The organism is Terriglobales bacterium, from assembly GCA_035561515.1.
Taxonomy (GTDB): Bacteria; Acidobacteriota; Terriglobia; order Terriglobales; family Acidobacteriaceae; genus DATMXP01.
Genome location: DATMXP010000020.1, coordinates 61,416 through 82,519, shown reverse-complemented (window position 1 = coordinate 82,519; position 21,104 = coordinate 61,416). Strand labels below are relative to the sequence as shown.

The 21,104-nt window shown below is 55.2% G+C and carries 25 protein-coding genes and 1 tRNA gene; 11 read left to right on the top strand and 15 right to left on the bottom strand.

The window, feature by feature from the left end:
- Positions 1–6 precede the first annotated feature (6 nt).
- Positions 7–822 (top strand): methyltransferase domain-containing protein, encoded by an 816-nt coding sequence (locus VN577_09115; GenBank protein HWR14976.1) that lies wholly within the window; start codon positions 7–9, stop codon positions 820–822.
- Here VN577_09115 and cutA read toward each other — a convergent pair.
- Entirely contained in the window at positions 797–1,120 is a 324-nt protein-coding gene (cutA, locus tag VN577_09110; GenBank protein ID HWR14975.1) for a divalent-cation tolerance protein CutA, read from the bottom strand. The two genes, VN577_09115 and cutA, sit on opposite strands and share 26 nt — an antisense overlap.
- Positions 1,121–1,174: 54 nt before the next feature.
- On the opposite strand from cutA, the gene VN577_09105 reads away from it, so the two are divergent.
- The gene (locus VN577_09105) at positions 1,175–2,590 is read left to right on the top strand and encodes a phosphoglucomutase/phosphomannomutase family protein (GenBank protein HWR14974.1); all 1,416 of its coding nucleotides are present in this window, start codon (positions 1,175–1,177) and stop codon (positions 2,588–2,590) included.
- Positions 2,575–2,988, top strand: coding sequence for a septum formation initiator family protein (locus VN577_09100; GenBank protein HWR14973.1), 414 nt, complete (start codon positions 2,575–2,577; stop codon positions 2,986–2,988). The genes VN577_09105 and VN577_09100 overlap by 16 nt, the downstream gene beginning before the upstream one ends.
- A 59-nt stretch (positions 2,989–3,047) precedes the next feature.
- Here the strand turns inward: VN577_09100 and VN577_09095 are convergent, their stop codons facing one another.
- From VN577_09095 to VN577_09085, 3 genes are all read right to left on the bottom strand, one after another.
- Positions 3,048–3,821 carry a thiazole synthase gene (locus tag VN577_09095; protein HWR14972.1) on the bottom strand — a complete coding sequence of 258 codons (774 nt, stop codon included), beginning with the start codon at positions 3,819–3,821 and terminating at the stop codon, positions 3,048–3,050.
- 107 nt (positions 3,822–3,928) lie between these two features.
- Positions 3,929–4,798 (bottom strand): hypothetical protein, encoded by an 870-nt coding sequence (locus VN577_09090; GenBank protein HWR14971.1) that lies wholly within the window; start codon positions 4,796–4,798, stop codon positions 3,929–3,931.
- Positions 4,799–4,937: 139 nt separating this feature from the next.
- Positions 4,938–6,713, bottom strand: coding sequence for a long-chain fatty acid--CoA ligase (locus VN577_09085; protein HWR14970.1), 1,776 nt, complete (start codon positions 6,711–6,713; stop codon positions 4,938–4,940).
- A gap of 213 nt (positions 6,714–6,926) precedes the next feature.
- Between VN577_09085 and VN577_09080 the strand changes: the two genes are divergently transcribed.
- The 4 genes from VN577_09080 to pgl all read left to right on the top strand — a co-directional run bounded on the left by VN577_09080 (position 6,927) and on the right by pgl (position 9,913).
- Entirely contained in the window at positions 6,927–7,160 is a 234-nt protein-coding gene (locus tag VN577_09080; protein ID HWR14969.1) for a redoxin domain-containing protein, read from the top strand.
- Positions 7,161–7,169: 9 nt separating this feature from the next.
- Entirely contained in the window at positions 7,170–7,499 is a 330-nt protein-coding gene (locus VN577_09075; GenBank protein HWR14968.1) for a redoxin domain-containing protein, read from the top strand.
- Between the two features lie 104 nt (positions 7,500–7,603).
- Entirely contained in the window at positions 7,604–9,148 is a 1,545-nt protein-coding gene (gene zwf, locus VN577_09070; GenBank protein ID HWR14967.1) for a glucose-6-phosphate dehydrogenase, read from the top strand.
- 18 nt (positions 9,149–9,166) lie between these two features.
- Positions 9,167–9,913, top strand: coding sequence for a 6-phosphogluconolactonase (gene pgl / locus VN577_09065; protein ID HWR14966.1), 747 nt, complete (start codon positions 9,167–9,169; stop codon positions 9,911–9,913).
- A gap of 2 nt (positions 9,914–9,915) precedes the next feature.
- On the opposite strand, the gene VN577_09060 is transcribed toward pgl, so the two are convergent.
- Complete coding sequence (locus VN577_09060) at positions 9,916–10,326, bottom strand: response regulator (GenBank protein ID HWR14965.1); 411 nt, start codon at positions 10,324–10,326, stop codon at positions 9,916–9,918.
- Positions 10,327–10,582: 256 nt separating this feature from the next.
- On the opposite strand from VN577_09060, the gene VN577_09055 reads away from it, so the two are divergent.
- A complete protein-coding gene (locus VN577_09055) occupies positions 10,583–11,431 on the top strand; it encodes an SDR family oxidoreductase (GenBank protein HWR14964.1) in 849 nt (282 codons plus the stop codon).
- On the opposite strand, the gene VN577_09050 is transcribed toward VN577_09055, so the two are convergent.
- Positions 11,412–12,818 (bottom strand): sigma-54 dependent transcriptional regulator, encoded by a 1,407-nt coding sequence (locus VN577_09050; GenBank protein HWR14963.1) that lies wholly within the window; start codon positions 12,816–12,818, stop codon positions 11,412–11,414. The two genes, VN577_09055 and VN577_09050, sit on opposite strands and share 20 nt — an antisense overlap.
- A 4-nt stretch (positions 12,819–12,822) precedes the next feature.
- Positions 12,823–13,944, bottom strand: a complete 1,122-nt coding sequence (locus tag VN577_09045; GenBank protein HWR14962.1) for an ATP-binding protein — start codon at positions 13,942–13,944, stop codon at positions 12,823–12,825.
- Positions 13,945–14,269: 325 nt separating this feature from the next.
- Here VN577_09045 and VN577_09040 point away from each other — a divergent pair.
- Positions 14,270–14,344: transfer RNA gene (locus tag VN577_09040), tRNA-Asn, on the top strand.
- Positions 14,345–14,655: 311 nt separating this feature from the next.
- Here VN577_09040 and VN577_09035 read toward each other — a convergent pair.
- The 7 genes from VN577_09035 to VN577_09005 form a co-directional block, all read right to left on the bottom strand.
- A complete protein-coding gene (locus VN577_09035) occupies positions 14,656–15,876 on the bottom strand; it encodes a site-specific integrase (protein ID HWR14961.1) in 1,221 nt (406 codons plus the stop codon).
- A 192-nt stretch (positions 15,877–16,068) separates the two neighbouring features.
- Positions 16,069–16,371: a hypothetical protein gene (locus tag VN577_09030; GenBank protein ID HWR14960.1), complete on the bottom strand. Its 303-nt coding sequence runs from the start codon at positions 16,369–16,371 to the stop codon at positions 16,069–16,071.
- Between the two features lie 160 nt (positions 16,372–16,531).
- A complete protein-coding gene (locus VN577_09025; GenBank protein ID HWR14959.1) occupies positions 16,532–16,774 on the bottom strand; it encodes a hypothetical protein in 243 nt (80 codons plus the stop codon).
- Between the two features lie 20 nt (positions 16,775–16,794).
- Positions 16,795–17,175 carry a single-stranded DNA-binding protein gene (locus tag VN577_09020; protein HWR14958.1) on the bottom strand — a complete coding sequence of 127 codons (381 nt, stop codon included), beginning with the start codon at positions 17,173–17,175 and terminating at the stop codon, positions 16,795–16,797.
- Between the two features lie 8 nt (positions 17,176–17,183).
- Entirely contained in the window at positions 17,184–18,305 is a 1,122-nt protein-coding gene (locus tag VN577_09015) for a hypothetical protein (protein ID HWR14957.1), read from the bottom strand.
- 2 nt (positions 18,306–18,307) lie between these two features.
- Positions 18,308–18,742 carry a DnaB-like helicase N-terminal domain-containing protein gene (locus VN577_09010; GenBank protein ID HWR14956.1) on the bottom strand — a complete coding sequence of 145 codons (435 nt, stop codon included), beginning with the start codon at positions 18,740–18,742 and terminating at the stop codon, positions 18,308–18,310.
- Complete coding sequence (locus VN577_09005) at positions 18,742–18,933, bottom strand: helix-turn-helix domain-containing protein (protein HWR14955.1); 192 nt, start codon at positions 18,931–18,933, stop codon at positions 18,742–18,744. Before VN577_09005 ends, VN577_09010 begins: the two co-directional genes overlap by 1 nt.
- Before the next feature lie 125 nt (positions 18,934–19,058).
- Here VN577_09005 and VN577_09000 point away from each other — a divergent pair, with 125 nt between their 5' ends.
- Entirely contained in the window at positions 19,059–19,676 is a 618-nt protein-coding gene (locus VN577_09000) for a hypothetical protein (protein HWR14954.1), read from the top strand.
- Between the two features lie 619 nt (positions 19,677–20,295).
- On the opposite strand, the gene VN577_08995 is transcribed toward VN577_09000, so the two are convergent.
- A complete protein-coding gene (locus VN577_08995) occupies positions 20,296–20,439 on the bottom strand; it encodes a hypothetical protein (protein ID HWR14953.1) in 144 nt (47 codons plus the stop codon).
- Between the two features lie 115 nt (positions 20,440–20,554).
- Between VN577_08995 and VN577_08990 the strand changes: the two genes are divergently transcribed.
- Positions 20,555–20,827, top strand: a complete 273-nt coding sequence (locus VN577_08990) for a hypothetical protein (protein HWR14952.1) — start codon at positions 20,555–20,557, stop codon at positions 20,825–20,827.
- Positions 20,828–21,104 lie beyond the last annotated feature (277 nt).

Sequence of the window (21,104 nt, the reverse complement as noted above, 5' to 3'; positions counted from 1 at the left end):
TACCAGATGACCGAATCGGCGCATGAATGGAACTCGCAGGTCTATCACAAGGTCTCCAATCCGCAATTTGAATGGGGCTTGAAGGTGCTCGATCGCCTGCAACTTGCAGGCGACGAGCGCGTGATGGATGCAGGCTGCGGCTCAGGACGACTCACGGCAAAGCTGCTGGATCGGTTGCCGCGAGGCGAGGTGGTGGGCGTCGACCTGTCGCAGAACATGCTTACCGAGGCTGCAGCCAACCTAACCGGCTACGGAAATCGTGTGAGCTTTGTGCGGGCTGACCTGGCCAACCTTCCATTTGCCGCCGAGTTCGACGTTGTGTTCAGTACCGCTTCGTTTCATTGGGTCCCGGATCATGACGCTCTTTTTGGTTCTCTTGCGATGGCTTTGAAGTCGGGCGGGCGAATCGAGGCACAGTGTGGCGGTGGGGCCAACCTGCACGATGTGCATCGGCGCATCATGAACCTGATGCACTCGGAGCGGTATTCGCGCTTCTTTGGGAACTGGAAATACCCGTGGGAGTTCGCCTCGGCAGAAACGACCGCAAAACGAATGACGCGCGCCGGATTTGTGAATATCGAAACCTGGCTGGAACCGGCCGCGTTTCGGCTCGGGTCGGCGGAGGAATATCGCGAGTTTCTTCCGACGGTAATCCTGCGGCCGTTTCTACAGGCGATCACCGATGAAAGGCTGCGGAACGAGTTTGTCGAAGATATGGTGCGGCAAGCCGTTGAGGACCCTGCTTTTCAACTGGATTACTGGAGACTGAACTTGCGGGGACGCAAAGCGGACAGCGCTACTCGTAGTGGACCGACTGTGTAATCCAAGCCAGATACTTACCTTCTCCGCGGCTGATTCCCAGCTCGATAAATTCCGGCAGTTCATATGAGTGCAGTTCACGGACCGCGTCACGAAGCGGCTCGAAGGCGTCCTCGGTGGTCTTGATCAGAAGCAAGAATTCCTGCGCGTTTTCTACCTTGCCTTTCCAACTGTAAATAGAAGTGATCGGCCCAACGATATTGACACACGCGGCCAGTTGACGATGGACGAGGGCATTGGCGATTTTTTCGGCTTCTTCTCTCGAATCCGTCGTAGTCAACACTATGCGAGCGTCTGTCATCAGTTAGAATTCTCGTCTTAATAGTTGTTGGTAAGAAGATAAGAGGAACTTGAAATGGCTGCCACTATTAAATTCGGTACATCGGGATGGCGCAGTCTTATTGCCGAAGATTTCACATACGCAAACGTGCGCCGGGCTGTCACCGGCATTGCTAAATATGTCATTTCGGTAAGGCCCGAAGGAGCACGGGTTGTAGTGGGCCGTGACCCGAGGTTTTTAGGTGAACAGTTCACGGCGGTGGCTTCGGACGTGCTGGCGGAACAGGGGATTGTTCCGATGTTGAATGCTGATCCCGCACCCACCCCGGCCATTTCCTACGAGGTAATCCGCACAAAGGCGGATGGCGCGATCAACATTACCGCGTCTCATAACCCTCCGGAATACAGCGGGATCAAGTTCTCGACGCCAGACGGAGCGCCCGCGCTGCCCGAGGTAACCAAGCATATTGAAGCAAGCGTTCCGGCTGAAGATCCGTCGCCAAATGCTCCCGCGCCTGGTCCGAAACCCAAAACGGACAAAGTGCAGGCGTGCGATCCCAAGCCGGAATACATGAAGCGACTGGGCGAGATCGTAGATCTGAAGGCGATCAAGAAGTCGGGGATGAAGATCGTGTTCGACCCGTTCTGGGGCGCCGCTCGCGGATATTCCGACGAACTTTTGCGAAGCGCGGGAATCGATTGCGCCACGGTGCACGACTATCGCGATGTGATGTTTGGCAATCACGCGCCGGAGCCGGACGATCACCTGCTCGGGGACGCGAAAGCGAAGATGCGCGAGACGGGTGCAAAACTGGTGATCGCGACCGATGGTGACGCGGACCGCTTTGGTATCGTGGACGAAGATGGGACGTTCATCCAACCGAACTACGTGATTGCGCTTCTATTCGAGTACCTGGTGGAGAGCCGCGGATGGAATAACGGTGTGGCGAAGTCGGTCGCGACGACGAACTTGATCAACGGGATTGCGGAACATCACAAGGTGCAGTTGTATGAGACACCGGTGGGATTCAAGTACATCGGAGAGTTGATCAATAAGGATGCCATCGCGATCGGCGGCGAAGAGAGCGCGGGGATGTCAATCCGCTACCACGTGCCGGAGAAAGACGGAGTGCTGGCGGGATTGCTGTGTTGCGAAATGGTGGCGGTAAAAGGGAAGCCGATGGGAGCGCTGCTGCGCGACATATTTGCTAAAGTTGGTTCGTATTTCCCACTTCGAGAGAACTTCCGCTTGACGCCGGAGATGAAGGCGAAGTTCACTAGCAAGTTGGAGTCACATCCGAAAGAAATGTTCGGACGGAAGGTGAAGGAAATTGTCCGAACTGATGGATTCAAAGCAGTTTTCGATGATGGGTCATGGGTATGCTACCGGCTTTCCGGTACCGAACCGGTAGCGAGGGTGTACACAGAATCGCGAAGCGAGAGCGACCTGCACAAGCTGAGCGAAGCAGCCAAGAAATGGATGACGGAGTAGATTTGCAGGACGAGCAGACGAACGAGAATTTCGATTTGGGGCAGATGTGTCAGTACGTCTGCGATACGTTTTACCGTGCTCGGCGGAAGCTGGCGACCGGTGCCGTAGGGGTATTGGTGTTGTGGCTCGGGTTCCACGTAATTTTCGGCGCAAACGGGATGGTGGTTTACCAGAACAAACGCGCTGAATACAAAAAGCTACAGGTGGAATTGAAGCAGCTGGAACAAGAGAACCAGCGGCTAACCAAGCAAGTGGATGAGCTGAAGAACGATCCAAAAGCGATCGAACGCGAAGCCCGGGAACAACTGCACTATACAAAGCCGGGAGAGCGGGTGTACCTGCTGCCTGAGCAGCGGAGAGTGGAGAACCCATCGCCGGATGCTACCGCCAAACGATAGCAACGGTGGAAAAAGAAAAGGGGCGGCCAGACGGCCGCCCTTTCACTTTCTGCAGACTCTTAGCGAACAACGCCTTCCAGCGGGGAGCTAGCGGTAGCGTAAAGCTTCTTCGGCATGCGTCCGGCGAGGTAGGCAGAGCGACCTGCGATCACAGCGTGCTTCATTGCCTGTGCCATGAGGATGGGGTCGCCGGCGTGAGCAATGCCGGTATTCATAAGGACGCCATCGGCACCAAGTTCCATGGCTATGGCGGCATCGGATGCGGTACCGACACCGGCGTCGACGATGAGCGGCACGCCTTCGAGCATCTCGCGGAAGATGCGTATGTTGGCGATGTTCTGAATGCCCATTCCGCTCCCGATCGGAGCCCCGAGGGGCATAATCGCAGAGGCACCCACATCAAGCAGTCGTTTCGCAACTACAATGTCATCAGATGTATACGGAAGAACAGTAAAGCCTTCCTTTACTAATACACGAGTGGCTTCGATGGTGGCCTGGACGTCGGGGTAGAGGGTCTTCTGGTCGCCGATGACCTCGATTTTGACCCAATCGGAAAGGCCGACTTCACGTCCCAGACGGGCAGTGCGAATGGCTTCCTCGGCCGTGTAGCAGGCCGCAGTGTTCGGTAGCAGGAAGTAGCGCTTGGGATCGATAAAGTCGAGCAGGGATTCCTTGGTGCGGTCGAGGTTTACGCGGCGTACGGCGACGGTAACCATCTCGGCGCCGGAGGCTTCGATGGCGGCGGCGGTTTCCGGCCCGGACTTGTACTTGCCGGTGCCGACGATCAAACGGGAGGTAAAAGTGCGTCCTGCAATGACAAAGGATTCGGGCATGGCAGATATTGTAAAAGGTTTAGCTCTGGATGTGCAGTGAGGGCGCGGATTTTGAGCTACTCGGAAGGAAGGGAGAAGCGGCGAGGCCGTAGCCCCGCCGCAAGCGGTTATTTGCCAACTTCCATCTCGGCCTTTTTTGTCTTCTTCACCTTTTTATCGGCTGTAACAACGGGCTCTTTCACGGTCCAGAAATCAGGATTGGCGGCGACGAGATTCGGGCCGGGGCGGCTGAATTCGGGCTTTACCCTGATCAATTGAGTTTCAATTTTGGCGACGGTCTTCTGTACGGCAGCTTCCAGGTGCTCGCGAACCAGCGGTGTGAACGCCGTCTTCATGGCTTCGGAGTCGTCGCGGTCGAGATCGCTGAGCGAGGCGATAGGCATGACGAACATCATCGCCGTGTCGGTACCGGCAATGGAGTTGTAGGCGATCCAGTGGTCATTCAGGTTGGCTTTCTTCACAATGTCGATGCGCTCGCGAACTAACTCGCTGAAGGCGCTCATCGTCCCTGGCTTGATGTGGAAGGTGTAGACCATCCAATAGGTAGCGTGAGCGGTGTCGACCTTCTCCGGCAGGTAGGAAAGAGCGGGGGATAGGTGCCACATGGTGGACTGTGCCATCTGCTCGGATTCGCCGAACTTTGTCACCAATGCAGGATTCTTGGTCTGGATTACCTGATATATCTTCTCCATTCCCTGCATGGTTTTATCCAGATCAGCGAAATTGGCGAAATTAGAAACGAAAAAGACGTCGTATGAGTTGCCGGTGATGCCGGTTCCCGCAAGCCAGTAATCCTCGGAGTTCACAGATGTTGCGATGCTCTTGAACTCGCGAATGAGCGCCGGATAGGTTTCCGCCTTCATGTTGTTGACTGTGACTTTCTGCACGAGCAGGTACGACGTGAGATTGTCTTTGTCTCCTGCCATCACTGAAAGAGCGCACAACACGACCAGAAGAACAATGATTGATTTCCGCATAGAGGCTCCTTTTAGGAAGAGTTTCGAAAGGGCCGTAGGATAGGGAAACTGTCGCTCCACATTATCGTCCTAGCGGGAGCGTCCGAGCGCTGTACTTGCAGTGTTTTTCCGGCGACAGGTTCAAATCGGGAATGACAGGCTAGTGCGCGGCGATTGGCATCGGCTCCGAGTAGAGCGCTTCGATCTCGCGCTTGTATTTCTCCTCGATGGCGCGGCGGCGCAGTTTCATCGTAGGCGTCAGGAACCCATTGGCAATGGTGAAGTCGTCAGGTATGAGGAGGAATTTCTTCATCTTCTCGAACTGAGCGAGTTTGTCGTTCACGTCGTGAAGGATCTTCTCGTAGAGTGCGAGCACCTGCGGATGACGGATGAGGTCATCGCGAGTCTGGAAGCTGACGCCGTTGCTCCGGGCCCAGAGTTCCAACGCTTCAAATTCGGGGCGAATCACGACGGCAGGGAATTTCCGGCGATCGCCAAGGACAGCCGCCTCTGAGACCAATTCGTGATTCTTCAGGACGCTCTCGATCGGTTGCGGGGCGATGAACTTGCCGCCCGACGTTTTAATGAGGTCCTTCTTGCGGTCGGTGACCGAAAGGAATCCGTCCTGGTCGAGATTGCCGATGTCACCGGTCTTGAACCAAGTGCCCTCAAAGGCGGCAGCAGTTTCTTCGGGCCGGTTCCAATAGCCTTTAAACACCGACGGACCACGTACGAGGATCTCGCCGTCGTCGGCGATACGGACCTCCACGTTGGGGAGGGGCTTGCCGACAGAGCCGAGTCGGTGTTCCTGTGGAGTATTGACGGCGATCACGGGGGAGGTTTCGGTTAACCCGTATCCTTCGTGGATGCGGATTCCGATGTCGGCGTACCACTCGGCCAGTTCCCGGCCCAGCGGTGCACCGCCAGAAATAAAGCACTTCACGCGCCCGCCGACTCCTTCACGAACCTTGCTGAAGAGCAGCTTGTTGGCGACTTTCCAACTTGGAGATGAGGGAGTTTCGCCGCGCAAGATGATGTCGCGGTTTTCGCGTCCGACACCCAGTGCCCATTCGAAGATGGTGCGTTTAAACCCGACTGAAGCTTTACTTTCAACGTTGACGCGGATCTTCTCGTATACGCGAGGAATTCCCACAAATAATGTAGGCCTGACCTGAAGGAGGGCTTCCGTAAGCTTTGTAATGTCCGGCAGATAAGCGAGCGTGATGCCGCGGTAGAACATGGAGTAATCCACGTGGCGAGCCGTCACGTGCGACAGCGGAAGAAAAGAGACGTACATCTCCTTGCCGGGCTCCACCGGGAATTGGGCCAGGGACACGAGGACGTTGGAAGTCAGGTTTCCATGGCTGAGCATGGCTCCCTTCTGCTGGCCAGTGGTTCCCGAGGTGTAAATAATGGTGGCGAGATCGTCTGGCTCAATCGCGCGGGCAGCGGCATCGAAGTACGGGTCGCGATCACTGCAGGCAGCCTTGCGGAGTTGTTGCATTGGCACAGCGCCGGTGGACTGTATGGTGTCCATGATGACGATCTGCTCGACCGGCGTGTTTGCACGGACTGCTTCCAGCTTTTTGAACTGCTCGGCCGTCGATAGGAACAGGATTCGTACTCCGGCATCTCGCAGAAGCCATGCGATCTGTTCGCCGGTCAGCGTGGGGTAGATGGGGACGACGACTGCGCCGATCAGCATGGTGGCGTAGTCGGCGATGGCCCATTCCGGGCGATTCTCGGCAAGGATTGCGACACGATCGCCCTTCCCGATGCCCCAGGAAATCAGGGTCTTAGCCGTGCTAATGACTTCCCGGTACAACTCGCGGCTGGAGATGGGGACCCACTGGCCGTCGTGCTGGTAAAGCATGACCCGCTGGTGGTCGCGTTCGATAACCGAAAAGAAAACGTCGTTGAGTGTTCTGGCGCTCATGAGTCCGGCCGTACTTGCTTAGACGAGCTGCACCCTGTCCGGTGCTGCTGCTTCGCAAAAGAAAAAATGTTCCCCTACACCTGTCCACCATGTAACCACATGGGATGTGGGATGAAAAGAAGAACCGGGGGAAGTGGCACTACTGCGGAATCACGGTTGAAAATTGAAAAAAATACGAGAGACACGTACGATGGGCGGGTTTCAAGAGTGGGGGTGAAATTGAGAAAAAGTCTGATTCTGGCTCTTCTGCTCGGATTGGTTACGGGAGCACTCGCGCAGGCTCCTGCGGCGAAGGCGCCGCCGAAGATCAAAGTTGGCGATACGGCACCCGATTTCACGTTGCTGGCGTTTGACGGCAAAGATGTGAAGCCAATTTCGTTGCACGACTACAAGGGAAAGAAGAACGTGGTGCTTGCGTTCTATGTTTTCGCGTTCACCGGCGGTTGAACGAAGGAGATGCGCGGCTTCCAGGAGAACATTGCAAAACTGGAAGCAGCGGACACCCAGGTCCTGGGTGTGAGCATGGACAGCCCCTTCGCAAACTTCGCATTCGGGCAACAGAATGGCGTTACGTTTCCACTGCTTGGTGACATGTCCGGAGAGACGACCCGCGCCTACGGGCTGCTGAACACCATGAACATCAAAGGCGTAAAAGTGGACTCAGCAAGGCGAGCTACGTTCCTCATCAATAAGCAAGGCAAGGTGGAAGAGGTTCACGTGGACAGCCAGGCGCTTGATCCCAACAACATCGTGACGGTTTGCGAGAGGAAAAAGAAGGCAAGTTAGATTCAATTCTCTGTCGACAGGGCACCCGCAGCCGGTGCCCTTTTACTTTTGCGTTCCTGCACAACGAGGTGCGATTCGTGTAAATTGGCAAAAAGGGGGGAGCGATGAGTACGATTGTCCAGCCATCGGTAATCGGAAAAGCTACTGTTCCGCCGCTGCCGCAAGCCGACTCCTGCTTGCTCATTATCTTTGGGGCTTCCGGAGACTTAACGAAACGCAAGTTGGTGCCGGCGCTCTACGATCTCGCCTGCGCGGGCTGCATGGCTCCGGACTTCGAAGTTCTTGGCGTGTCCCGAACACAAATGACCTCCGACGCGTTTCGGACGGCAATGCACGAGTCGGCGATGAAGGCGAAAGACACTCGCGCTTTCACCGACACATGCTGGGGTGAGTTTGCGAACCGTCTGCACTACATGCCCGGCGACATCAACGATCGTGGGTTCTATTCGAAACTGAAGCAGAAGCTCGACGAGATGACAAAGAACGGGTCGAGTGCAAATTACCTGTTCTATGTTTCGACTCCCGCTTCGCTGGCTGGACCGATCGTCGAGGGCCTCGGGTCCGTACATCTGAATTATCGAGAAAAAGGTTGGTCGCGCATCGTACTCGAGAAGCCTTTCGGCCGGGACCTGGCGAGTGCTCGAGAGCTGAATTGCACGGTGTCGAAGGTGTTCCAGGAGAAGGACGTTTACCGCATCGACCATTACCTGGGCAAAGAGACCGTTCAGAACATGTTGGTCTTTCGCTTCGGCAACTCGATCTTCGAGCCGGTGTGGAATCGCAACTATATCAACTACGTGGAGATCACCGCGGCAGAACCTCTCGGGGTGGAGAACCGCGCTTCTTTCTACGAAGAGACCGGTGCGTTGCGGGACATGATGGCCAACCACCTGCTCCAGTTACTGACCCTTACGGCCATGGAGCCGCCGGTTGCGTTCGACGCGGATTCCGTTCGGGAACAGAAGGTATCGGTGCTGCGATCGATTCATCCGATGACAATCGAGCAGGTAGCGCGACGCACAGTTCGCGGACAATATGGCGCAGGTGCGATTAATGGTCAACCGGTGGTGGGTTATCGCGATGAACCGGGTGTGGACCCTCAGTCGTTGACAGAGACATTCGCGGCCGTGGAGTTCTACGTAAACAACTGGCGCTGGGCCGGAGTGCCGTTCTTTATCCGTACAGGGAAGCGGCTTCCACGGCATGTGACGGAAATCCGGGTGCACTTTAAGCGAACCCCCCAGGCGTTGTTCGCGAGTACCTCTGATGAGCAGATCGAGCACAACGTGGTCACGATGCGCATCCAACCGGATGAGGGAATTGCGATGCGATTTGCAGCGAAGCGCCCAGGCACGCAGATGAAGACGATCCCAGTGCAAATGGACTTCCTGTACCGTGAAGCCTTCGGGGCGGATACGCCGGTTGCCTACGAGACGCTGCTGCTCGATGCGATGCGTGGTGACGCAACGCTCTTCACGCGCCGGGACGAAGTGGAAGCGGAGTGGAAGATCATTACACCCATTGAGGAAGCGTGGGCTGAGTTGCCAGCGCCTGGTTTCCCGAATTACTCCTCAGGCAGCGAGGGCCCCGCGCAGTCGCACCTGCTGATCAGCGGTGATCATCGCCACTGGCACACGCTAATGAGATAAATCGGACAGGACCGAACCGTGCCGAAAACAGAGATCCATATCAGTTCCGACAAGCAGGCCGCGTACAAAGATACGGCGCAGCTATTCGTCGATCTGGCGAAGGCTGCGGTTGCTGAACGTGGCGTGTTCACCGTGGCTCTCTCCGGAGGATCCACGCCGAAACCGCTTTTCGAGATGCTGGCATCGCCGGAATGGGCAAACCAGATCGCGTGGTCGAAGATTGAATTCTTCTGGGGCGATGAGAGATATGTTCCACCAACGGATGCCGCGAGCAACTTCCACATGGCAGATGTGGCGATGCTATCCCGTGTTCCCGTGGACAGGAACAAAGTGCACCGCTTGCTGACGGAAAAGCCTGCGCAGGAAGCTGCGACGCTATACGAGCAGGAGATCCGTCGTGTAATTCCGGTTGGAAACGCGGGCTTACCTGAGTTCGACCTCAACTTCCTAGGGTTGGGAAGCAACGGACATACGGCGTCTTTGTTTCCACATCAGGCCGCTCTGCGCGAGAATGATCGCCTTGTGGTCGCCGACTACGTGGAAGAGGTGCACATGATGCGGATTACCATGACGGTACCGCTCATCAATGCGTCACGTACGATTATGATCTTCGTGCTGGGCCACGATAAAGCCGGCGTCGTGAGAGAAGTGGTGCAGGGAGAGCGTGATCCAGAGCGTCTTCCGGCGCAGTTGATCCAACCAACTTCGGGAAAACTCATCTGGATGCTTGATGCCGCGGCTGCTTCCGATTTACGGAAAAGGTAGGCCTACTTCACCCGATGGATACCGCCAGTATCCCGATGCGTTGTCGCCTTTGAACTCAACACGCGAAGGAGTTGCTGCGGCTCGGTCGGTTTGGCAAGCACCTCGAAGTAATGGCCATGGCGTTCTGCTTCGTCGAGCAACTCAGCCGAGCTAATTTCTCCCGAAAGAAGCACCACTCGCAGGTTCGGGATTCGTTCGGTCAATCCAAGGGCAACGCGGATGCCATCGATGTCGGGAAGGTTTATGTCGCAGAGCAGGATTTGTGGATCGAACGATGGCCCGAGCATCATGGCTTCGGCGCCGTCGCGGGCTCCCTTCACCTCATAGCCGTGCTGGCGAAGAATCAGTTGCAGCGTATGGAGGACAACCGCTTCATCTTCAACGACGAGAATCCTGGGTTTCGGCTCAGACATTGCGAAACTATCCACACCGGCGGGTAGGCTGGAGCAGAACGTGGGAAGTCTAGTTTAACGATTGTGCGCTTTGCAACGTTACCAACGTCAAAACCTGTGACTAATTCCAACGGAAGAAGGTTGCACGCTGGATGCGCACAAAAATTGCGCGAAAGAGACACTAAGTGTACTTATATCGCGCTCCGAGCCTTGGTGGAGGCGATTTGGAGAATGTACCTGCGCCTGCTACCCTGCGGTGTCGCTAAGAGGAGAAGACATGTTCAAGGCTGATCTGTTGCACGGGAAAAGGGCTCTGATCACGGGCGGAGGTACCGGCCTTGGCCGAGCGATGGCGAAACGATATCTGGAACTGGGGGCGCAAGTTTCCATCTGCGGGCGCCGCGAGGACGTGCTCCGGGCGACGCAGGCGGAACTCTCGGCAGAGACGAAAGGCAGGATCGATTACTACGTTTGTGACGTCCGCGACCGCGAGGCTGTCGAGTCGGTCATAGAGACGATTTGGAAGTTGGGTAAGCTCGATATTCTGGTCAATAACGCCGCAGGTAATATCCTTGCCCGAACGGAAGACCTCTCGCCGCGTGCCTTTGATGCTGTCATCGGCATTGTTCTGAACGGCACCATCAATATGACGCTGGCATGTGGCCGTCGTTGGCTTGCTGACAAGGTTGGCGGGACAGTTGTGAATATCGTCACCAGCTATGCCTCGAGCGGATCGGGGTCGGCCTATGTTGTGCCTTCCGCTATAGCAAAAGCGGGTGTATTGGCTTTGACGCGCAGCCTGGCAGTTGAATGGGGACCGCGTGGAATTCGCATGAATGCCATTGCGCCGGGTCCTGTGCCGACAGAAGGTGCTTTCTCACGGCTGTTGCCAAAACCTGAGCTGGAACGACTAGCGGTGAACCGTGTGCCGCTGAGAAGATTCGGCACTCCGGAGGAGATTGCCAACCTGGCGGCGTACCTGGTTGCGGACGGATCTGGTTACGTGAACGGTGAGGTGGTGACAATCGACGGCGGTGAATGGCTTCAAGGCGCGGGAGAATTCACGCAAGTTGGCCAAATGATGACTGACGCAGAATGGGAGATGTTCAGGCCGAAGAAGAAGTAGGCTGAGGCTCTACCTCCTGCTCCTTCTTGAGGCGCCGCATCAGGGAGGTCGGATGAATCCCGAGGATACGCGCAGCCTGCGCTTTATTATTTCCGGTGGCGACCAGGACCTCGTGAATGTAACGGTCCTCGAGATCGCGTAGTGACATGAACTGCTGTCCGGCGGGAAGGGAATCCGTGTAGGACGGCAGTTCCGCCGTTGCGGGTGGTTGGTAATCGCGGATTTCCTCGGGCAAGTACTCCGCGGCGAGAATTGTTCCGGGCGCCAAAATCATCGTCCGTTCTATGACATTCTTCAGTTCGCGGATGTTTCCGGGCCACGAGTAGTTGGTCATCACCTCGGCCGCGGCGGGCGTAAATCCCGTGAACGCTTTGTTCAGCTCTTTGTTGTAGCGCTCGACCATAGTCACCGCCAAAGGCATGATATCTTCCTGGCGATCGCGCAACGGCGGGATATAAAGCGGAACGACGTTCAACCGATAGTAAAGGTCTTCCCGGAACTTCTCGTTGGTAACATCTTCCTTCAAGTTTGCGTTCGTGGCTGCGATGATGCGGATATCAACCTTAATCGGCCTTGTGCCGCCCAGACGCATAAAAGATCCTTCCTCGAGCACGCGAAGCAGTTTCGCCTGCACATTGGCGGACATGTTCCCGATCTCGTCGAGGAATAACGTGCCAGCGTTGGCCCGCTCGATCAGACCTTCCTTGCGGCGACGGGCGTCGGTGAAGGCGCCCGGCTCGTAGCCGAACATTTCACTTTCCAGCAAGGTTTCCGGCAGGGAAGCGCAGTTGAGTTCCAGCAGTTCCTGGGACTCGCGCGGGCTGTTGTAGTGGATTGCTCGAGCCAGCACGCTTTTGCCCGTACCGCTTTCTCCCTGAATCAGAATGGTTGTGCGATCCATTTCCGCCGTTTTACGAGCGACTTCCAGCATGGCGGCCATTTGTGGGTTGCGCGTAACGATACGTCCGAAATCGTAACGTCCTTTGTTGGTTTCAACGGTCTGGCGCAAACGAACGCGGAGCGAAAGCATTTCGCTCGCACGCTGAATGGTGTTGACCATATCCGCGAGGTGGAACGGCTTGATCAGGTAATCGTACGCGCCAAGCTTCATAGACTCGACCGCGCGATCCACCATGCGATAGGCGCTCATCATGACGACGATGGTGTTCGGCGCCTGTTTCTTGATCTGACGCAGAACTTCGATTCCGTCGATGCCGGGAAGCACCACGTCAAGCAGTGCGAGGTCAGGACGCTCTTCGGCAAGGACCTTCAAGCCTTCTTCGCCGCTCATGGCCACGAAGACATCGAATCCCTCTTCGCGCAGGGCACGGCTGATGGTCCTGAGTGTTAGAGCTTCATCGTCGATGACAAGAATGCTGTAGGCCATATCTCTATACGATCACTTCTTCCGGTTCCGCTACGATGCGTCCTTCCTGACGCAGCGGCAGAGTAATGCGCACGTTCGTTCCCCGATTGGGTAAGCTGTCGACCTTGATGTCTCCGCCGTGACTGCGAACGTACGCCTGGCTGATGCTGAGACCCAGCCCGGTACCTTTACCGCGCTTGGTGGTGAAAAAGGGCTCAAAGATGTGAGGCAGAACATCGGCACCGATGCCGGATCCGGTATCCGACACGACGATTTCGATGGAATCCGCGAACTTCACCTTTTGCGCTGTGACGGTTATGACGCCGCCATCCGGGCTTGCTTGGGCGGCATTAATCAGCAGGTTCATGAGGATTTGAGAAAGCTGGTTAGCGTCGGCAGTGACTTCGGGCAAATCCCGCGCGAGCTGCTTTTCAAGAGAGATGCCGCGGAATAGAGGTTGATGCACCAGGAAACTGAATGCATCGTCGACGAGCCGTTGCAGGTTGATGCGCGTTAGCAGCAGGGGATCGGGACGAGTGTAGTTCAGCAGGCCGCGAATAGTCTTCGAGATTCTCTTGGTGCCTTCAATGCATTGCTCGATCTCGATGCGGTCTTCCTCGGTCTTTGCGTCGCGCAACGAGAGTTCGAGATGCGAAAGGATTCCCAGCAAGGGATTGTTGATTTCATGAGCCGCACCGAGGGCAAGTTGAGCCAATGCGGCGTATTTCTCGTACTCCGCGAGCTGCGCTTCGAATTGAACCTTCATCTGTGCGAGTTGGCGTTCTTCTTGGAGCTTTTTGATCAGTTCCTGCTGGGCGAGGTCGCGTTCGCGCTCGCGTACCTGCGCCAGTTCATGTGCGCGGGCAATGCGCTCGGTGGACCGGTGCAGGAACCAGACGGCACGGTGTCCAGCAAGGATCGCCAATATGACGCCAATGACCATGCTGGGCGTGGCTTTGATGAAGATCATGTACTTCAGATCGGGTGGGCCATCGAAGATGAGAAAGAAAAACGCAAAAGGAGCACCGAAGATGGCAGCCACAAATAATGTGGTGCCGAACCAGACTCGCCGGTAATAACGAGGATCGCGTTTTAGTCCGGTCTGCTCCATGCCCGTATACAGCATGAGCCTGGACGAACGGAGCATCAGTGAGCATCGGCACCTCGGAAAGTGACCTGAATGGGGGGCGAGAGAACGACGGTCACGGGGTAGCGCACGTGGTTATTTCGGTGGTTACAGCAGTTCGTCGGCTTTCGGGTGCGTGATTTTAGTGAAGTAGGGTGGATGTGCTCGTGCACGATATCCAAAAAAGCGATTGAATCGATTCTAAAGTTCCATAAGTGGACCCGATGGAGACGCTTATGAACCTTTGACGTTCGAGGCATAATGCTTTATAAAAGTAGGGAGCGGAAGGAGTTCCTGTCCGCTCAGACAATCAGACCTCGCGCATTTCGGGCGCGTTGTACGACACTCCTCAGTAGCTCAATGGCAGAGCATCCGGCTGTTAACCGGAGGGTTGTAGGTTCGAGTCCTACCTGAGGAGCCATTCTTTTCAGTAGCTTGCAGCATTTTCCTTCCACCTCTAAAACAGGATTGTCCGTGAAATGTACGTATCACGACTGCCCTTCTTCCTAAGCGCTAATCTTGAATGGTCGAAATAGCGTAACCAGCATTGTTAGTCCGAGGGGCAACAATAAACAGCCGACCATCCCGAAAAAGCCTGCATCCCCCCGCATTTCTTTGAAGGTGTCTGCGGCCCACACGTAAATCCATGTTGCGCCCGTGATGGCGAATAGGAATCCAAAATAGATCCTGAGCACGCGGCGGATTCGATGTGAAAGCATTAGCTTCCGTCTCCTAGTTGATGCGCGTAACTTTACTGCGTTCCTGTTGCTGTTGCCGATAGACTTGTGCGGCCCTTAAAGCCTCACGCTGTTGATCGACGCTTACGATGGCATACCGGCGGAACATGCTATCCGTTTTGTGCCCCGTGATCTTCATCGCGACGGCCTGAGGAACGCCGGCAGCTAGCAGGTTCCTTGCTGCACAGCGGCGAAGGTCATGCACGATGCGCCCGGTGTAGCGCAATTGTTCGCGCTTGTATTCCTTCCCACATGGCTCGCACTTGTAATTCGCGTCAATCTGTCCACCGCAGGACGGGCAAACAAGCGTGCCAACTCCGGCCATGCAGCAAGCCGTGGCCCATGCCTTGCGAAATTCGCCGATCACCTGTCCTTTGTCATGGAAGATGTACTCGGAGACGAGAACGGAACCGTCTTTCTGTTTGATCTTCCGGGCTTCCTTGCACCGCTCAATTAGTTCCTCTAGCTCACCCTCTAGCGGGATCGTCCGAGCTTCGCCGTTCTTGCTGTTCTCAGGGCGAAGGGTGATCGCGTCTTCATGTACATCCGACCACCGAAGGCTTTTAATCTCACCCCGGCGCATTCCAGTGATGTACGCGAACAGGATGAAGTCTTTCAGGTAATCGGGAAGGTGCGTAATCACAGAGCGGATTTCCGATTCAGAGAAGAACCCCTTGCGTTCGTTTCCCACTTCGCTGAGGTGCTTGATAATCGGAACGGTTGAAACTCGTTTCCGCTCGATTCCCAGTTTGAAGGCTTGCCCGAGGATCTGGCAGAAGCGGTTGATGGTTGCATCTCGGTATTCGTCCTCACGTAACGCCAATTGCCAATCGGCAACAACTTCGCTGGTAGCCTCGACAGCCTTCCACGTCCCGAATTTCTCGCGAACTTTCTTCACCGTGGAATCCACGCGGTCATTCCACTTGCCGCGAAGTTCCAAGTCGGATTTGAGGCTATCGAGAAGATCGCCGACCGTCACTCGCATCTGCGATGGTCCGACGAAGCTATACCCGCCGTGCTTCTCGGCAACTACTTCGCCCAAGCGGTGCTTAAGGAATCGCTCTGCCTGTTGGCGGTTGTCATCCATCGCTTCCAACTTATCCCCGGTACGAACGTGACGTGCTACCTCGCGCTGTTCCTTCCCGTGCGCATAGTAGCCAATCCAAAAATAGGAAGAACCCTTGCGCGTGAATACGCGGCCATTACCTCTGCTCATTTCGCACCTCGCTTTGGTTTGTTCCAGTAAGGTGATCGACATTTCGGATTAGCGCAGCGGGCGGGCGGTTCCGGTGTTCTTGGATACCACCTGAATCCGCATCGCTGGCAGGTCTGTTCTTTGATCTCTTTCGCCATGTCAGTAATGGTATCCATTAATGGATATAGTTGGCAAGTAGCAAGTAAGGCATTTTTACCGCCTGTTCCGGTTTATGTATTGGTTAATACCGAGAGAAGAGAAGAGTAGTTTGCGGCCCATGCGACGGGTGAAGGGAAGTTTGTGTGAATTGCGGTACAGGTAATCAGTGCTCATAGACAGACGTTCGGCAGCAGCTTCAACGCTCAGTAGTTCGTCGTGGTGGGGTGCAATGGCGGGCACTGTCAACTTCATCGTTGCCGTCGCCCGGATCACCTCTAGTTCACCAAGCAATTCCGGTACCTGGTCCGGTTGCATCTCTCGCACCGCATTTAGAACTTGCTGCAATTCAGTCCGCATTGCTTCTATGCCTGCCAGTTGCTATTCACGTAACTTTGAAAGAACTCCAAAAGGTCACAAGTGAGAACGCGCTCTGATATCGGTTCGCTCAGAAACTCAGTCAGAAGCACATCATCGGTAGCGAAACTCTGTTCTTCTGCAACGTCCTCGTCCACCATCGCTATTCCTCTGTGAATTCGCCGCCCCGCTGTAAATAAACGAATGCGCACTCAACTTTGTGATCATCGGCCAGCACTTCCGGCAGCCCGAAGTACATCGTCACCGCATCATCAACGTTGGAACCTTCTACAACCGCCGGGTTGCTGACGTATTCACGAATACGATCAATGATTGGTTTGGGTGCATGAATTCCGCGTTTTCGTGTCAGCGCTTGCCCTAAGTTCTCCAGTCGTTTTCGCGCCAAGGCTTTCCTTAAGTTCTCCATTAGCTGACCTCAATATCGGTATCGGAAATATCTAGGTTGTAATCCGGTGTAAGCGTCTTTCGATTGTCGCCGGCGACTTCAATCTTGCTGGCGATCACCTCAATAATGGTTCGTTTATTACCCTTGCTGTCTTCAAACTGTCGTTGTGCCAACCGGCCGCATACCTCAACAAAATCACTCTTCTTGATTTCGGTAAGCGGACCCTCGCAATGTTCGGGCCAACAAACGATGTCGAAGAAATGAGACGGCCAACGTTCTTCCGAATCCCGTTTTTTTCCTCCGCTCTGGCACAATACGAACTTGTAGGGCGCTCGTTCGCTGCGCTTCTGCACATCGGCCTGTACTTTTCCCGACAATATAACTTCGTTCCTGAATGCCATCTCTTCTCCTACTGCGTGATAAGCCGAACGGCTTTGGCCTTCCCGTCTAGTTCGATTTCTCCGTTGAACCAGAGATTGTTTAAGCAACGGTTGAACACTCCGGGGCCAAGACGGTAACTATTGATGCCTCTGTCCAGATCGTGACGGCGGACCCATGCCCCGCCACGTGCGTTCTCTAGCAACCATGAGCGGATCTTGATTGCGCATTTCGCGTCTGGGTTCTCGCCAACGTTCGGTGCGAGAACGCTTCGAACGCGCACCTGGTACTGAGCGAATGCCATCGCCGGTTTTAGGTCGGACGCCTGCACTACCTCGCGCCTGTCTGTTGCTGCGCAGATGTAAGCGACTCGCAACGCGAGTTCAGCAATACGGGCGGGTATCCCTTCCTTAACCCACTGGTCACGTTCATCCCAGACATTCGAAGCGATACGCGGCACCGCAGGCGATAGTTTGACGGTTGGACCTTCGAACGGGCGATAGAGGTACTGATAGGGCGAGGGACATAGGCCGAATAGAAAACGGTCATACAGCCCACCCGTTGTCGCTAGTCCAAAGGCATCACCGAAAAGTTCTTCAACCAACCCTCCAACAAGAGAGATGCGGCAATTAACTGAGAACTGTTGTTTCTTTGAACCGCCTATTTGCTCGTCTTTATAAAAGGCGCTGTTCAGCACATAGGGGAAGCTCGAACTCTGAATCGCACACTTCGCAAGCATGTGACCGAGTTCATCGACAGACAGAAGGCGAACGGAATCAGAACCCGTATCCTTCAACTGTTCAGCCATTCCCTCTGCGCTTCCGAACTTTGCCTCAAGCAACGTTGGCGGCTGCATCTCAACAAGGCGAAATGTCGTATCAAGGCTTTGGCTTTTGCCAGACCCTTTGTCGCCCACTGCGCACCAAAACAAGTTCGGGCGGATCGGCGGATTATCAATACGCGGTACCAGAGCGCCGATTGTGGTCACTACCGCACCGAACGAGTAAGCGCGGGGAAAGTGGCGCAAGCGGGTTGCGCATAATTGGCCTAGTCTGCCGTCCAGCACGTCATCTGGCATATCGGGCCTTGCCGTTTGTTTTTCCTCTGCCTTGTTGTCGCCTTCCTTTTTGAAGGCGCAGTCCTCTGTATTCACTATTAGTCCTCAAGAATCGCGTTCAGCTTCTCTATTGTTTCCTTGATGATCACTTCAGGCTTCGCACCTAGCTCACATGCTGCGGCTTGGAGTTCTGCGGTAACTGCCACAACCTTCCGCAGCTTCGATTTGAGAATCAGCACTCGGCAACGTTGCAGGACGTGTGATTCAAGTAGCACTACATCGCGTGTTAAGTCGGACAGATAGTCAAAGCCCCCGGCTTTCGCGACATCCATCTCTTCCAGCAGCAGACAGGTATCAAATGGCCGTCCTTCGTTGTGCAGGCGAAGTTGAACCCCATATATCTCCCCGTTCGTGCTTAGGCTGAAGTGATCGGGGCGCAGGCCCGACTCAGCGCAGAGGCCCGTGAGTTCGTTGCGCAAAAGATTCGCGCCTAACACCGTGCGTTCCGCTTCGATATTGACAGGGAGTTCCATTACCGGTTGCCCGCTAGCCTCTTCCATTCGGCTACCTGCTCGATACGGCGGTTTAGCGCTTCCATCGGAATGCGCCACTTCCCATCAGCTCGAATGGCGGTGAGCTTTTTCGTTGCGATTTCTCGGTAGATCACGACCAGCGAAACACCGCGAATAGTTGCGGCTTCGGCTGTGCTGACTGTCTCCTGCATGTTGCTCCTTCCATTCACCCGTCGGTTGTGCTATATAAATAACCAACAGTACGACAATAGCTAATGTCGCAACCAATGTACATGGTTAGTCACTAAGCAATGTCGCTACTGTCATGCAGAGGACTATGGACCAGCAGACCGCGAAAGCAATTAGCCGATGGGGAAGGGAGAAGATACTCTCCGACCTTGTGAACCTCCCAGTGCAATCGGGAACATTCAACGCGATTAAGCCACTGGAACAGTGGCCCGCTCTTAAGGAAGCGCAACAATTCATTGCCCGCTACGGCCCTCTGTTACCCAGGCCAGCCGCTTTGGAGCCTGAAACCGAGATCGCAGACGTTTTAACCTGGGCAACTGTGCTTCGAAATGCGTGGGGAAGACTCACGCCGTCACAAGTTGAGGCGGTGAACGAGTCGCTGGATCAGATATTCGAGTCACGCGGTCCAATCGACAGGCCGACTATTCGCACAAACTTCGAGCGTGGTAGGTGGGAGCCGGTACCGCGACACCTGCTAGATGTAATGGCACTGACCATCGTGAACAAACGGAAGATGCTTCACCGTTGCGAGAAACCAGAGTGTGCCCGGTACTTCGTGAAGTCATTCAGCAGAGACAAGTATTGCTCCGTACCTTGTGGCGAAGAGATGCGATCGCGAAAACAGAGTCAATGGGTGGAAGACCATCGCGACGAAGTGAACGCACGGCGACGGAAGCCGCAACGCGGACGGAAGAAGAAGCACTAAAACTGCTGTCATCACGCTCTCGCGTGGGGGAGAGAACATCACAAACGATGCCTTGATGATGGAGTGATGCTAAGTGATGACAATTGAACCGTAAGTTATTCATACACACGGGGTTTCCTTTAAGTTCACTGTTCGCGCGCGCGGTGATGACAGTTCCAACAGGGCAGTTGTCATCACCTATCATCAGGTCTACATCAGAGGGGGTGATTCTGACGGGTGATCGTGACTATCGACGGAAGAGAATAGGCCCATTGCAATATTAGGTTGCGTTTGGCTGTTAGATGGGGTGAGAAATAGGGAAGTGTCGGCTCGCGAGCGCACGACAGCGCTATAAAGGGGAAATCACCCCACAAACAAGAAAAACGCCCCGCTTTTAGCTGCGGGGCAATTCGCTGTCACGCATCTGTGTTTGCGTGAAGGCGGTATGGTATCACGACGTATGGTCCTCGCCGGTTACAAGCCTCTTCGGGGTGAATGCTTGCCCACACGCGCAACAGATCGGCTCACCGTTGCTATTCCTAACCAATTCGGAGGGCGGCATAGCATACCCACACTTCGGGCATGAGTAGGTAACCGGCTCGACAGGGGGAGAGTTGTGCTTACGACGCATAGCGGCCCCTTAGCCTTCCCACGCCCAACGTACAAGCCGCACGACGGTGATTACGAAGAGAACGATGGTCGCTAGTCCTGCGCCAACCTTCGTAAAGAAACTCTTGTCGGAATCAATGATGACCGTGACGAACCAAGCTATAACGGTTGTCACTAGCCAGCCCCACCACGAAACCTCATCCACCATTATGGCCTATTGTGCGCCCCGCCCGTCGATAGTTCAAGCCACCTTGCGACACGATTAGCGCTCGGGATACAGTTCTCCGGCCATGAAACCTCTAGAGCGTGACATCACTCGACTGCGCAAGGGGAACACCGATCTGTTTGGATACTTCGAGCGTCATAACTGCGATGACTGTGGCGCTGAATCAGTTATCGGCATCGATGCGACTGGTGCGGGTAACAACCTGCACCTTTGCCGAGTTCACCTACAAGACCGTATCGACAAAGAAACGGGGTTTGCGTCCAAGCTCTTAGCGGCCATTGTGCTGGAGCACATCGAACTAGCGTACATTGTGCGGACAGCTCGCAACGGGCCGTAGATAAGGCGACACTTATAGCCGCACTTCCGGTTGACAACCAAACGCGCGGGCCTCACCCCTGCCGCTAACAGATGCCCCCTGGGGTAGCATTGGCCCTGTGAGGCATCGGAACCGCCGGACGAATGGTCCTGGGGCCAAAGATCCGGGATGGGACCCATTCGAGGGGCGGGGCAGGGTCACCCCCCGCCTATCTCCGTGAATGTGTACGGCTCCACGCTCGCCAAGATCAGTAAAAACGCCCCTTCCCGTTAGTTAACCATAGTTAATGAAATTTAGT